The 14,026-nt window shown below is 66.1% G+C and carries 13 protein-coding genes; 5 read left to right on the top strand and 8 right to left on the bottom strand.

The window, feature by feature from the left end:
• Positions 1-31 precede the first annotated feature (31 nt).
• The 3 genes from AB0I34_RS08145 to AB0I34_RS08155 are packed head-to-tail and all read left to right on the top strand — an operon-like array spanning position 32 to position 4,399.
• The gene (locus AB0I34_RS08145) at positions 32-1,507 is read left to right on the top strand and encodes a peptidase S10 (protein WP_360441395.1); all 1,476 of its coding nucleotides are present in this window, start codon (positions 32-34) and stop codon (positions 1,505-1,507) included.
• Positions 1,500-3,176: a DUF885 family protein gene (locus AB0I34_RS08150; protein ID WP_360441398.1), complete on the top strand. Its 1,677-nt coding sequence runs from the start codon at positions 1,500-1,502 to the stop codon at positions 3,174-3,176. The genes AB0I34_RS08145 and AB0I34_RS08150 overlap by 8 nt, the downstream gene beginning before the upstream one ends.
• Positions 3,173-4,399 (top strand): amidohydrolase family protein, encoded by a 1,227-nt coding sequence (locus tag AB0I34_RS08155; RefSeq protein WP_360441401.1) that lies wholly within the window; start codon positions 3,173-3,175, stop codon positions 4,397-4,399. Before AB0I34_RS08150 ends, AB0I34_RS08155 begins: the two co-directional genes overlap by 4 nt.
• A gap of 122 nt (positions 4,400-4,521) precedes the next feature.
• On the opposite strand, the gene AB0I34_RS08160 is transcribed toward AB0I34_RS08155, so the two are convergent.
• The 7 genes from AB0I34_RS08160 to AB0I34_RS08190 all read right to left on the bottom strand — a co-directional run bounded on the left by AB0I34_RS08160 (position 4,522) and on the right by AB0I34_RS08190 (position 11,499).
• Positions 4,522-5,922 (bottom strand): sugar ABC transporter substrate-binding protein, encoded by a 1,401-nt coding sequence (locus AB0I34_RS08160; RefSeq protein ID WP_360441404.1) that lies wholly within the window; start codon positions 5,920-5,922, stop codon positions 4,522-4,524.
• Positions 5,923-5,968: 46 nt separating this feature from the next.
• Complete coding sequence (locus AB0I34_RS08165) at positions 5,969-6,739, bottom strand: sugar phosphate isomerase/epimerase (RefSeq protein WP_360441479.1); 771 nt, start codon at positions 6,737-6,739, stop codon at positions 5,969-5,971.
• 2 nt (positions 6,740-6,741) lie between these two features.
• Positions 6,742-7,734 (bottom strand): Gfo/Idh/MocA family oxidoreductase, encoded by a 993-nt coding sequence (locus AB0I34_RS08170; RefSeq protein ID WP_360441407.1) that lies wholly within the window; start codon positions 7,732-7,734, stop codon positions 6,742-6,744.
• A gap of 31 nt (positions 7,735-7,765) precedes the next feature.
• Positions 7,766-8,683 (bottom strand): carbohydrate ABC transporter permease, encoded by a 918-nt coding sequence (locus AB0I34_RS08175; protein ID WP_360441410.1) that lies wholly within the window; start codon positions 8,681-8,683, stop codon positions 7,766-7,768.
• Positions 8,680-9,639, bottom strand: a complete 960-nt coding sequence (locus tag AB0I34_RS08180; RefSeq protein ID WP_360441412.1) for a sugar ABC transporter permease — start codon at positions 9,637-9,639, stop codon at positions 8,680-8,682. Before AB0I34_RS08180 ends, AB0I34_RS08175 begins: the two co-directional genes overlap by 4 nt.
• 2 nt (positions 9,640-9,641) lie before the next feature.
• Complete coding sequence (locus tag AB0I34_RS08185; RefSeq protein ID WP_360441415.1) at positions 9,642-10,001, bottom strand: cupin domain-containing protein; 360 nt, start codon at positions 9,999-10,001, stop codon at positions 9,642-9,644.
• 109 nt (positions 10,002-10,110) lie between these two features.
• Positions 10,111-11,499 carry a PLP-dependent aminotransferase family protein gene (locus AB0I34_RS08190; protein ID WP_360441418.1) on the bottom strand — a complete coding sequence of 463 codons (1,389 nt, stop codon included), beginning with the start codon at positions 11,497-11,499 and terminating at the stop codon, positions 10,111-10,113.
• A gap of 97 nt (positions 11,500-11,596) precedes the next feature.
• Here AB0I34_RS08190 and AB0I34_RS08195 point away from each other — a divergent pair, with 97 nt between their 5' ends.
• Positions 11,597-12,853: a Tm-1-like ATP-binding domain-containing protein gene (locus AB0I34_RS08195; protein WP_360441420.1), complete on the top strand. Its 1,257-nt coding sequence runs from the start codon at positions 11,597-11,599 to the stop codon at positions 12,851-12,853.
• Between the two features lie 2 nt (positions 12,854-12,855).
• Positions 12,856-13,686, top strand: coding sequence for a phosphoenolpyruvate hydrolase family protein (locus tag AB0I34_RS08200; protein WP_360441423.1), 831 nt, complete (start codon positions 12,856-12,858; stop codon positions 13,684-13,686).
• A gap of 115 nt (positions 13,687-13,801) precedes the next feature.
• On the opposite strand, the gene infA is transcribed toward AB0I34_RS08200, so the two are convergent.
• Complete coding sequence (infA, locus tag AB0I34_RS08205) at positions 13,802-14,026, bottom strand: translation initiation factor IF-1 (RefSeq protein ID WP_360441426.1); 225 nt, start codon at positions 14,024-14,026, stop codon at positions 13,802-13,804.

Below are 14,026 nucleotides of genomic sequence, written 5' to 3' on the forward strand. Positions count from 1 at the left end.
GAACGACCTACAGCTGGGAGGACCGAACCAGGTGACGACCGAGAAGGTCAATGACGACAAGACCGAGGACGACGGTGAGACCGAGGAACCGACCGACAACCTGGTCACCACGACGCACACCATCAGCGGTCCCGGCTGGGAGCTCGAGTACGAGGCGATCACCGGCACGATGGTGATCAACGAGGAACTTGTCGAGGACGAGAAGTTCGCCGGTCACAAGCCGAAGGCCGAGGTCTTCGTCACGTCCTATGTCGCCAAGGGCGGCGACGGCGAACGGCCGGTGGTGTTCGCGTTCAACGGCGGGCCGGGCTCCAGCTCGGTCTGGCTGCACCTCGGGCTCTTCGGGCCGCGCCGGGTGCTGGCGGGCGATGTCGACGATCCACGGACCGCGCCGTACGGGCTCGCCGACAACGCCGAAACGCTGCTCCGGTACGCGGATCTGGTGTTCATCGATCCGATGACCACCGGCTACACGCGCGCGGTGGTCGGCGGCAAGCCGGCCGAATACCACGGCTACACCCGTGATCGTGATCTTGTCGGCGAGGTGATCAGGATCTGGCTCGGCCGGCACCAGCGCTGGCTGTCCCCGAAGTTCCTGGCCGGCGAGTCGTACGGCACCACCCGGGCCGCTTCGCTGGCCGGCCACCTGATCACCCGGCACGGCATCGCCCTGAACGGGATCATCCTGATCAGTGCGGTGCTGGACTTCGGCACCATCCGCTTCACCCACGGAAATGATCTTCCGTACGTGCACTTCCTGCCGACCTACGCGGCGACCGCCGCCTACCACCGGGGCCTCAATACGGGTGAGGTGGAGGAGCGGATCGAACGGGCCCGGACGTTTGCCGCGGAGATCTTCGCCCCAGCGCTGGCAAGGGGATCGCGGCTGTCGGCCGACGAGCGGGCCACGCTGGCGAATGGCCTGTCGGACTTGATCGGCTTGGATGCCGGCTACATCGAACGGGCCCGGTTCCGGATCGAGCACACGCACTTCTTCGCCGAACTGTTGCGAGACCGTGGTCTGGACACCGGCCGGTTGGACACCAGGTTCACTTCTGTGCCGGCCAACCTCAACAACGAGGTACAGGAGACCGACCCGTCGCACATGTTCATCTTCTTCCCGTACACCGCGGCGTTCAATCAGTACGTCCGCGCCGAGCTGGGGTTCCACAGTGATCTCGAGTACGAGATCCTGACCGGACGCGTACAGCCCTGGTCCTACAAGGAATTCGAGGGGCGAGCGGTGACGACCACAGACGAGTTGTCCGCCGCCCTGCGGGCTCAGCCCGACCTGCGGGTGTACGTCGGGTTCGGTTACTACGACGGCGCAACGCCGTTCTCGGCCAGCGAGTACGTCCTTGATCATCTCGACGTGCCGTCCGAGATCACCGACAAGATGGTCCGGAAGTACTATCCGGCCGGGCATATGACCTACGTACACGAGGAAGTCCGGGTCGCGCAGTCCGCCGACATCGCTGCCTTCGTGCTCGGGGAGAGCAATGAGTGATCAGTACGACAGCTTCAGCAAGATCGCCGAGGACGAATGGGCCTGGCGCCGGCAGGAGATCCCGGACCGGTCGCTCGACGAGCCCCTCGAGCCACGGCTGCCCGACGTCGGACCGGAGCGGCAGGAGTACCGGGCCGTCCGCTGGCGGGAGGTCGATGCTCAACTAGAGAAGATCGACCGAACCCGGCTGACCCCCGAGCAGGCCGAGGATTTCGACGTCTACCGCTTCCACATCAAGACCCTGATCGGCCGGCAGGCGTACCGGATGTTCGAACGGCCGGCCAATGCGGACTCCGCCTTCTGGATGGACCTGACCAGCCAATCCCGTCGCAGGCTCGGCTCGGCCGACGACGCCGGGACCTACGTCGAGTGGCTGCGGCAGGTCCCTGGTTACATCGATCAGAACATCGAGAACATGCGCGCGGGCGTCAAGCGTGGCTTCGCGCCGGCCCAGGTCTCCATGATCGGGAGGGAGGCGACGATCCGGTCGGTGGCGGAATCCCGGCCCGAGGACGTGAGCTTCGTCCAGCCGTTCGGGACGCTGCCCGAGACTCTCGCCGGTCGCGAGCAGTTGATCACCGCCGGTCACGAAGTGATCACCAGCGACGTCCTGCCGGCGTTCCGTAGGCTCCTTGATTTCTTCACAGGCGAGTACTTTCCGGGACTACCGGTCGACATCGCGGCGGTCGATGGACCGGGTGGCGAGGAGTTCTACGCCTATCAGCTGCACGAGTACGCGACGACCGAGCTGACCGCCCGGCAGATCCACGAGATCGGCCTGGAACAGGTGGCCTCCCTCCGCGCCGAGATGGCCGAGGTCGCCGCCACGGTGGGGTTCGCCGATGCCGACGCGATGCTGGCGTTCATGCGTACCGACCCGAAGTTCTACGCGACCACGACGACGGAATTGCTGCGGTTCGCGGCCTGGCAGGCCAAGAAGTTCGACGCCGTGGCGCACCACTACTTCGGCCGGCTGCCGCGCATGCGATTCGGCATCGAGGAGCCGCCGCCAGACCTGGCGCCGTTCTACACCTTCGGCCGCGGCGGACCGCACCGCTACATCCTCAACACCTACAACCTGGCCGCCCGGCCGCTCTATTCGATCCCGGCACTCACCCTGCACGAGGCTGCCCCCGGACACGCGTTCCAGATCCCGTTCGCCCTCGAACAGACCCAGCATCCGGAGTTCCGGCAGAAGGTCTACATCTCGGCGTACGGCGAGGGCTGGGGACTGTACAGCGAACGGCTCGGCGTCGAGATGGGCATGTACGAGACGCCGTTCGAGCTGATGGGCATGCTCAGCTACCAGATGTGGCGCGCTGTCCGGCTCGTGATTGATCCCGGGATGCATGCGCTCGGCTGGAGCCGTGAGCGGGCGCAGGACTATCTCCGGGACAACACCGCGATCAGTGATCATGAAATCGTCACAGAGGTCGACCGCTACATCGCCTGGCCAGGGCAGGCGACGGCGTACTACCTCGGAATGCTCAAGATCACCGAGGCCCGTCGCCGGGCCGAACAGTCACTCGGCGCTGACTTCGACGTCCGGAACTTCCATGATCAGATCCTGTCGCTGGGCAGCGTACCGCTGCCGGTGATCGACCATGCGATCGACAACTTCATCGCCCGGGGCGGATCGTCGCCGTTCACCGACCCGGAGACGCGATGATCGCCAGGATCAACAACGCCACGGTCCTCGACCTCACCGGAACCGAGGCGACCTTGGTCCCCGACCAGCAGCTCGTCATCGAGGATGATCGGATCCGGTCGGTCGGTAGCGCGCAGCAGCTTCATGATCGTGAGCTGATCACCATCGATGCGGGCGGCCGGGTGGTGATGCCCGGGCTGATCGACGGTCACGTCCATGTCACCGCATACCAGGTGGACCTCGGCGCGCTGGCGGACGTTCCGGCGAGCTACCGGGCCTTCCGGGCAGCGGAGCTGATGCGCGGGATGCTGGATCGCGGGTTCACCACGGTCCGCGATGTCGGCGGCGCGGACTTCGGGCTGGCGCAGGCAGTCGGCGAGGGCCGGATCCCCGGTCCACGGCTGATCTTCGGTGGTCGCGCGCTCTCGCAGTCCGGCGGTCACGGCGACGGCCGACTGCCGGGCCGTGATCACCATGAGGATTGTTGTGAGTCCTTGAGCACCATCGCCGACGGCGTGGACGAGGTGCTCCGTGCCGCCAGGAACGAGCTCCGTCGCGGAGCCCAGCACATCAAGATCATGTTGGGCGGCGGCGTCGCGTCACCGACCGACAAGATCTCCGATGTGCAGTACTCGCCAGAGGAGATCCGGGCAGCCGTTCTGGCCGCGACCAACGCCGGCATGTACGTCGCCGGTCACGCCTATACGAACGCTGCCGTCCGCCAGGGTCTCGAGAACGGGGTCCGCTCGATCGAGCACGGTAACCTGATGGACGAATCTGTCTTCGGGCTCTTCGCCGAACGCGATGCCTACTACGTCCCGACGCTGGTCGCCTACGACGCCATGGGCCGGGCGGGAACGTCGATCGGGCTGACGCCGGACAACGTACGGAAGAACGCCCAGGTCGTCGAGCGTGGCGTGGCCACCCTGGAGGCCGCCGACCGCGCCGGGCTCAAGATCGTCTTCGGTACCGACCTGCTGGGCGAACTGCAGAGTCAACAGAATCGGGAGTTCGAGATCCGCAAGGACGTTCAGAGCGCCGAGTCGATCATCCGGTCCGCCACCACGGTCGCGGCGGAGTTGATCGGCATGGCCGGCGAGGTCGGTGTGCTGGTACCCGGCGCCGTCGCCGACCTGTTGATCATCGACGGCAACCCACTCGATGACGTCGGCGTGCTCGCCGATCCGGCCAGGAACCTCCGGGCGGTGATCGCCAACGGAACGATCCACCGATGCGACCTGTGATGATCAGTGGCCGGAGCGCCGGGACCGCGACATGCCAATGCCGGAGAACTGTTCCCGGCTTGGCGCTACCACCCGTTCTTCGGCGAGGGCTCGGCGCGCTGGGGACGCCGAGCCGCCCGGAATCAGATCGAGTTCGGGATCGGGTACCTCCCCTGCAGGAGCGGCTGGATCTTCGCCTCCAGGCCGTCGAGCACTGCTTTGGCTGATGCCTTGCCGGTGGCGATCTGCTCGATCGCAGGCGTCAGCACCTCCTGGATGGCGGGAACGTTCTTGAGTACCTGGGTGAAGTCGCGGACCGAGTGGTTGAGCCGGTAGTCGACGGCCGCGGTGCGGTACTCGGGCGGGTGGACATCGTTCTTGGTCCAGGAGTTGATCGAGGCGTCGTCGGAGTAGTACTTCGTCTCGACCGGCATCCAGAGCCCCTTCTTGAAGAGGTCGCTGTTGCTGCCGTCCACGCTGTAGGCGTAGAGCTCCATCGCTTGCTCCGGGTGCTTGGTGGTGGCCGACATGACCCGGCAGCTCCCGGCCTCCTGGGTGATCGGTTCCTGGTACGACGGCAGGACGCCGATGCCGTACTTGAGATTGCTCTCTCCCATGTCGAGCAGAGTCCACTGACCGTCGATCGCCATCGCAACCCGCTTGGTCTGCAACTGCACAGTGGTGGTCGGAGCGTTCCCGCCGTCGCCACCACCGAGCTGCGCCGGGCTGGGGGCGACCCGGTGCTTGTAGACCAGGTCCTGCAGGTCCTGGAACACTTTGACGCACTCGGGACTGTTGAGCATGTACTTGGTGCCGGTCTCGTCGGCGACATCACCGCCGTTGCTGCGGATCAGCGGATACCACGTCCACTGGGTCGTCAAGGGAGCCGAGATGCCGAACTGGCGGATGCTGTCGGGCTTGAAACCGGAGTCGCTCGGCTTCTTGCCGTTCTGGTCGAGGGTCAGGGCGGTCGCCGCCTCGAGCAGCTTGTCCCAGGACCACGCTTGGTCGGCCGTCGCCGGCGGGGTCATCGACGCGTCGGGTATCAGGTCCTTGTTGTACCAGAGCAGGCTGATCTCGCTGGCCGCCGGAGTCCCGGCGACCTTCTTGTCCCCGTACCAGAAGAAGTTCTGGGCCTTGCGGCCGGACAGCTGCGCGTACTTCTCGATGTAGGGGTAGATGTTGGCGATCTTGCCCTGCTCGGCCAGCCGGTACGCCGTCGGCGCCGCCATGTACGCCACGTCGGGAAGATTGCCGCTGGCAACGAGAGTGTTGACCTTCGTCTCGTAGTCGCCGGGCACGTGCACCGGCTGCACCTTGACGCCGGAGTGCGACTTCTGGAAGGCCTGCATCATCTGCTCGATCGCAGCCTTCTCGTTGGCGGAACCCCAGTACATGAACTGCAGGTTCGCCGTCCCGCCGCTGCCGCTCTTGGTGGTTGATTGCCCGCCGCAACCATAGAGGCCGAGCCCGGCGGCGCCGAGGGCGCCGAGGAAGGCTCGCCGGGACAGGCCGGACGGGATGGAACGTGGATCGGGTGGCATCGCTGTCTCCTTCGAACGCGATGGAAAGCTGATGGGAGGCGACGTGTCAGGCTCGAGAGACAGTCGTCGGCAGGTGCTGGGTCAGATAGTCCTGTGACACTTGCAGGCCCTCGACGATCTCGGCGCGGCTCTCCTCGTCGACGCACAAGGTGACCCCGGCGTCGAGGCCGGCAATGGTGTCCAGGACACTCTGCAGATCCACGGATCCCTGTCCCAGCAGGCGGAACTCGTCGTCCTTGTAGTCTTTCAGGTGGATGTTGTCGAGCACGGACGCGAAATCGGTCAGTATGGCGGGGATGTCGGTGATCCCGGACCTCAACAGGTGCCCCGTGTCAACCGTGAGCCGCAGGGTGTTCTCGCGCACCGCGCCGAAGAACACCTCGAAATCGCGACGATGCATCACCGGCTCGCCGGTGTGGTGGTGCAGTGAGAGTGCCACGCCATGTACGGCGGCTTCCTCGGCGTGATCGGAGAGCTCACTCGCGAAGCGGATCAGGTCAGCGTCCTCCAACCCGTCCCGGGGAACGTCGTGGCACAACACGACTCGCGGAGAACCGACCGCGCCGGCGAACTGGATCATTCTGCGGAGCCGTTCTGTTCCCGCTTCGTCGAGCGGGTTCATGGTGATCAGGGACGAGACGTGTCCGGGCTCGGTGCCCCAGTCCTCGCGGAAGCGCTCGGCGCCGACGACTGGGTCGTCGACGTAGTCGCCGTACTGGTTGCCCTTCAGTTGAAGGCCGGCGAACCCGAACGCGGGATAGCGGTCGAACAGCAGCCGCTGCTGCTCGGCTCCGCGGGTGGGCTTGGAGAACGCCATCGTCACCACGGCAGACCATCCTTCAACTCGATCGGGGCGCCGGTGTCGGCGGAGCGGTACGCCGCATCCAGCAGGGCTACTGTTCGCAGGTTGTCGCGGCCGCTGTTGGCGGGCTCGACTCCGGTCTCCACGGCGGTCAGGAGGCGATCGAGCCCGAGGAACATTGCCTCCGACCGTTCGGGACCGACGAGCGGGTTGGGAAGCGTCTTGGTCTCGCCATCGCGGTGCAGGTGGGCTTCGGCGTACCCGAGTCGGAGCGTGCCCGTCGTACCGAAGACCAGTGTTTCGGTGCGTTCGACGCGGCTCGAGAAGCTCTGCAGGTAGGTGACGGGGGTGTCGCCGAAGAAGATCTGGACGCTGGCGTCGGTTTCACCGGCGCTGTCGACGGCGGGGGAGGAGAAGGTGCGCGCCGACAACCAGGTCGCTTCGCGTCCGAGCAGTACACGGAAGCCGTCGAACCAGTGGATGCCCATGACCGACAGCGCGTGGTGTTCCTGAGACAGGCGCCAGCCTTTGTCCTGCCTGAAAGTCAACTCCTGCTGGGAGATGGCGAGGACATCGCCGATCTCGCCCTGGTCGATCAGTTCACGACCGAGGCCGATGGCGTAGCTGTCGCGGAAGTTCTGGTTGACGGCGAGTTGGACGCCGGCGGCGGCGCAGGCGTCGACGATGGCGCGGGCGTCGGCCAGCTCGAACGACAGCGGCTTCTCCACGAAGATGTGCTTTCCAGCGGCCGCGAGTTCCAGTACGGCGGACGTCCGGACGTGGCTCGGCGTACAGACGACTGCGACGTCCCAGCCGCCGGCTTCGATCATCTGGCCGACAGACTCGTAGGTGCGAGTGACTCCGAAGGTGTCGCGTATCCAGTCACGTCGTTCGGGGAGCGGGTCGCAGGCGGCGACGACTTCGACCCTGTCGGGATGCTTGGCGTAGCTGGTGAGGTGGGTGCGGGAGATGTTTCCCGCGCCGACGAGAGCGATCTTGTGTACGGTCATGTGCCTTCCCGTGCAGTCGGCGGAAGTGTGGTCAGCCCTTGACCCCGGTCAGCGTGACGCCCTCGATGAGGTAACGCTGGGCGAAGAAGAACAGGATGATGATCGGCAGGATGGTCGTGGTTGCGGCCGCCATGAGGTAGCCCCACTGGGCGTTGTAGACGCCCTGGAAGGAGGCGAGGCCGAGGGCGAGGGTGAACTTGCTGCTGTCGTTGAGGTAGATCAGCGGATCGAGGAACTCGTTCCAGGTCCGGATGAAGGTGAAGATCCCGACGACCATCAAGGCCGGCTTCGACAGCGGGACGATCACCTGCCAGAAGACCCGCCAGGGAGAGGCGCCGTCGATGTACGCCGCCTCGTCGAGTTCGTACGGAATGGTCAGGAAGAACTGCCTGAGCAGGAAGACGTTGAAGATCCCGCCGCCGGCGCCGCCGAGCCAGGCCGGCACGATCAACGGGTAGTAGGTGTTGATCGCCTGGACCGTGTCCCACATCAGGAAGGTCGGCACCAGCAGGACCGCCTGGGGCAGCATCAGCCCGCTGAGCAGAACGCCGAACACGATGTTGCGCCCACGCCACCGCAGCCGGGAGAAGCTGAAGGCGGCGATCGAACAGGTGAGCAGGGTCCCGGTCACGGTGAAGATCTCGATGATCATCGTGTTCGCGAAGTACCGGGCGAACGGCTGTGCGGTCAGCGCTCCACTGAAGTTGGCCCACTCGAAGGGCTTCGGAATCCACTCGGGCGGAGCGATGAACATCTGGTTGTTGTCCATCAGCGCGCTGCGGACGAGCCAGACGAAGGGCAGGACGGTCGGGATCACGCCGGCGATGAGCACGGTGTAGAGGACGACCCTGCGCAGTCGGCGGCGACGCTGATAGTCCGGCGCAGTGGTATTTCCAGGCGCAGGGCGCTTCTCTCCGGTCTTCGCGGAGACTGCTGTCAGGACGGTCATCGGGCAGCTCCCATCTCGTAATAGACCCAGCGCCTGGAGGAGCGGAACAGCGCCACGGTGATCACCATGACGATCACGAACAGAGCCCACGCCAGCGCGCTGGCGTAGCCCATCTCGCTCTTCGTGAACGCGGTCGTGTAGAGGTAGTACACGTAGAAGGTCGAGGCGTTGTTCGGACCGCCCTGGGTCATGATGTACGCCTGGTTGAAGACCTGAAACGTCCCGATGATGCTGGTGACGAGGTTGTAGAACAGCACCGGCGTCATCATCGGCAGCGTCACGTGCCGGAACTGCCGCCACGATCCGCCACCGTCGATCGCGACGGCCTCGTAGAGATGCCGGGGCACGCCCTGCAACCCGGCCAGGAAGATCACCATGATGTTCCCGAAGCCCCACGTGCTCATCAGGATCAGCGACGGTACGACGGCCTCCTCGCTGAAGACCCAGTTGGACGTGGGCAACCCCAGCTGGCGCAGCGTGGAGTTGAGCAGGCCGAAATCGGGATTGAAGATCCACAGCCACAACACGGCGTTCGCAACGCTCGGCACCAAGGTCGGCAGGTAGTAGACGGTTCGATAGACCCCGAGCCCGCGGACCTTCGCGTTGAGCAACAGGGCGATCGCGAAGGCGACGATCAGCGTCAGCGGCACCGCTCCCAGCGTGTAGTACGTCGTGACGCCGAGCGACTTGAGAAAGAGCGGATCGTCCGTGAACATCTTGGTGTAGTTCTCGATGCCGACGAAGGAGGGCGCTGAGCCGATCGTCCAGTCGGTGAGGCTGAGGACTGCCGAGGCCGCCATCGGCACCAGGGTGAAGAGGACGAAGCCGATGATCGCCGGCGCCGCGAGCAGCAGACCCCACCGGCGCTCCAGCCTGGCCTGTCCGCTGACTCCGAACCGGCGTCTCTGCGTCGTCGGTGGCACGGCAGAGCGACGTACCAAAGTGTCTTGGGTCATGGCTACTCGCCGATGACTTCTCGGTCAGGTGTGGAGAACGCGATCATCAGGACCGCGGGTTCGGAGCCGACGTTGCGCGCGTTGTGAACCGTCCCGGCCGGGATCGAGATGGTGTCACCCGCGGACATCGGCAGCTGCTCGTCGCCGAGCCGGTGGTCGATCGTTCCACTGACGACGTGCAGCACCTCGTCGCAGTTCGGATGATGGTGCGGGGGATTCTGCTGGCCCGGCTCGATCGTGCAGCGACCGACGGTCATGGTGTCGGAGTTTCCGATGGCCCCGGACACCATCCAATCGAGCCGGCCCCAGTCCTGCGGCTCGACGACGACCTTGCCGGCGGGGGTCAGTCCACCACGGCCCACGATGTTCTCCTGTCGTTGACTGTCCGTTTCGGTCTGGTGCAAGCCTGGATACAGTCGACTGAAGGGGCCAGAGCCAATTCGGCACTCGTGGGTGGGCCACCCGAGCTGGTCAGGTGCGTTCGCCGACTATCCTCCAGGCCTGGGCCAGAGCGTGCACACCGGCCACCAGTTGGTCCTGATCGGCCGCGAAGCCGATGCGCAGATAGTCGTCGAACGCGTCGATACAGCTGAAGGTCGGGCCGGGCAGAAGTTGAACGCCGAGGCGCTCGGCGCGTTGCACCAGGCTGGTCGCGCACGGTGCCGGGAGCCGGACCCACAAGGAGGCTCCACCGGCCGGCACGACCGGCTCGCAGTCCGGCAGAAGCTCTTGGAGGGCGGTGAGAAGGAGGTCACGAGCCGCGCCCAGGACAGTGCGGCGCTCGGCCCTGGCCTCGCCGATCCGGGGGAGAAGCCGAGCTGTGGTCACTTGCGCGAGCAACGAGGTGCCGAGATCTTCGCCTGCCTTGATCGGCGCGAGTGACGCGACGGTGGCCGGATCCGCCCGGAGCCATCCGACGCGCAGGCCGCCCCAGAAGGACTTGCTGACCGAACCGACGGTGATGACGGTCGAGCCCCACGCGGCCATCGGTGTGGCCGGCGGTCCGTCGATCATGGCGTCGGCCAAGGTGGTGTCGTCGAGAACCGTCAGTCCGAGTGATGCCGCGGTGATGGCGAGTTGGCGTCGGCGACCGGGATTGATGACCGACCCGGTCGGGTTGTGCACGGTCGACTGCATCACGAGGAGTCTCGGCTTGGTACGTCGTACCGCTGCCACCAACTCGGCTGTCTCGATGCCGTGCGGACCTCGCCGGATCGGCTCGAGTCGCGCGCCGGCTGCGCGCAGTACCTCGATCGCGCCGCGGAAGGACGGCTCCTCCACCAGTGCGACCGAGCCCGGCTCGAGCATCGAGACCGCGGCCATCCGCATGGCCTGCTGGGCGCCTGAGGTGATGAGGATCTGGTCCGGCGTGGTCGGCAGGCCGACCGCGGTGTAATAGCGGGCGACCTCGTCACGGAGAGCGGGCAGACCCTCGGGCAGGTAGCCGTGTGACTCGACGAGTGGCGCGAGCTCGGGTCCGACGACCGACGCCGCGTCCACCACCAGGCGAAGCCCGGGCAGCGCGGCGCTGCGGAGATCGATGCGCGACCCGATGCCCGCCGTCGTTGCCAGGAAGGACTCGAACCGGTCGTCGCCACGGACACCGAGGAACTGGCGGGCCGAGCTGACGTAGGTGCCGTCCCCGCGCCGGCTGGTCAGGATGCCGTCACCGCGCAACTCGTCGAACGCCGCGCCGACGGTGTTGCGGCTGACGTCGAGTGCTTCGGCGAGGGAGCGTTCTGACGGCAGCCGGACCCCGGCGGCGAGCTTGCCGGAGACCACGAGCATCCGGAGATGACTGGCGAGCTGCGTGTGGAGCGCTCCCTCGCCTAGTCCCCAGTCGCCCATGAGGCGGACCATCTGGTGAACGTTCAGCGGAGTGACCATTCGCGAGGAATTGGCTCTCGTTGGCTTCATTCCGGTCCTCCATCATGGGACAGAACTTCGGGAGGAGACCATGGCCACCGTCGCACTCGTCGGCACGCTCGACACCAAGAGCTCCGAATATCTCTTCGTCGCCGAACGACTCCGGGATCTCGGAGTCGAGGTGATCATGATCGACTGCGGAGTGCTAGGGGAGCCTGGCTTTGTCCCGCAGATCGATCGCTACCACGTCGCCAGGGTTGCCGGCGAGGATCTCGATCGATTGGCCTCCGCGGGGGATCGCGGAGCCGCCGTGCAGGCGATGTCGCGCGGCGCGGCCAGGGTCGTCGAGCAGCTGTACGGTGAGGGCAGGTTACAGGGGGCGCTCGCGCTGGGCGGGACCGGTGGAACGTCGCTCGCCGCCGCGGCCTTCCGGCCACTGCCACTCGGGGTGCCGAAGCTGATCGTTTCGACAGCGGCTGCCGGCGACAACGCGCCGTACGTCGGCGAGACGGATCTGATCCTGGCACCGAGCGTGGTCGACGTCGCCGGACTGAACCGTATCTCGACCCGCGTCCTCGGTAACGCGGCCGCGGCGATGGCCGGCATGGTTACCGCGCCGCCAGTCAGGCCTTCGAGTGACGAGAAGCCGTTGGTGGCGGCGAGCATGTTCGGCGTCACGACCCCGTGCGTCACCCGGGCCCGGGAGCAGCTGGAAGCGCTGGGATATGAGGTGCTCGTGTTCCACATGACTGGCGCGGGCGGGCGGACACTGGAGTCGCTGGTGTCGAACGGCGTACTCGCCGGAGTCCTCGACGTCACGACGACCGAGCTCGCCGATCACCTCGTCGGCGGGATCTTCGACGCCGGCCCGGACCGGCTCTGCGCCGCGGCCCGCACCGGGACTCCCGCGGTGATCTCGCTCGGCGCATTGGACATGGTCAACTTCGGGCCGCCGGAGAGTGTGCCCGAACGCTTCGCCGGACGCCTGACCTATCACCACAACGCCACGACGACCCTGATGCGTACGACGCCCGAGGAGTGCCGGGAACTCGGGACGCAACTGGCCGCGAAGGTCACGCAGTCGGTCGGACCGGCCGTGGTCTTCATCCCGTTGAACGGCATCTCGGCGATCGCCGTGAAGGACGGCGCGTTCTACGACCCGGAGGCCGATCAGGAGTTGTTCGACAGCGTCCGGGCGGGTTTGCGCGACAGCCAGGTCGAGCTGATCGAGCTGAGCTGCGACATCAACGCCGTGGAGTTCGCCGACGCGATGGTGCAGCGACTGCACGCAGCCATATCCGCCGCTGCCACCAGCGGGCCGCGACCACGAGTTCACGAGGGAGATTGAGCATGGGTCGAATCGAGCGCCACGACATCCTGCAGCGGCTGCGCAGCAAGGTGGAGCGGCACGAGCCGATCGTCGGCGGCGGAGCAGGCACCGGCCTGTCCGCCAAGTGCGAAGAGGCCGGGGGCATCGACCTGATCATCGTCTACAACTCCGGACGGTTCCGGATGGCCGGCCGCGGATCGCTGGCCGGCCTCCTGGCCTATGGCAACGCGAACGACATCGTGCTCGAGATGGCGGCCGAGATCGTCACCGTCGTCGACCACACGCCGGTGCTGGCCGGCGTCAACGCCACCGATCCGTTCCTCCAGCCGGCAGCGTTCCTGGAGGAACTCGTGACCGCCGGATACTCCGGAGTACAGAACTTCCCGACCGTTGGACTGATCGACGGCAGCTTCCGGGCCAACCTCGAGGAGACCGGAATGGGCTACCGCCATGAGGTCGAGTTGATCAGGATCGCGGCCGAGCGAGACCTGCTGACGACGCCGTACGTCTTCTCCGCCGAGGACGCGATCGCGATGACCGCGGCCGGCGCCGATGTCATCGTGTGCCACATGGGCCTGACGACCGGCGGGCAGATCGGCGCCGAGACCGCCCGCAGCCTCGACGACTGTGTGCAACTGAGCAACGAGTGGTCCGAGGCTGCTCGCGGAGTCCGGGACGACGTCATCGTGCTCGCGCATGGTGGCCCAGTCGCCGAGCCTGGTGACGCAGAATACCTACTGCGCAAGTCCACCGGTGTCCACGGCTTCTATGGCGCGTCCTCGATGGAGCGGCTCCCGGTCGAACGAGCCTTGACCGAGCAGGTACGGGCGTTCACGGAGATCACCTTCTAGGCAGACACTGGGCTGCCTATCGCCTCGCCACAAACGTTGTGATCGCCTTGGCAGAGCCCACGGGGCGTCGAGATTCGCAGAACCTCGACGAGGTCCTGGGTTGGTGGGGGTGGGGTCAGGTTCGGTAGCGGAAGATGATTCGGCCTCGGGTCAGGTCGTAGGGGCTGAGCTCCACGAGGACGCGGTCTTCGGGGAGGATCTTGATGTAGTTCTTCCGGATCTTTCCGCTGATGTGGGCGAGGACCTGGTGGCCGTTGGTGAGTTCGACGCGGAAGTTGGCGTTGCGCAGGCACTCGACGACGGTGCCCTCGACTTCGATGCCGCCTGATGTTCTGGGCAT

The sequence above is a fragment of the Kribbella sp. NPDC050281 genome (genome assembly GCF_040655855.1).
Classification (GTDB): domain Bacteria; phylum Actinomycetota; class Actinomycetes; order Propionibacteriales; family Kribbellaceae; genus Kribbella.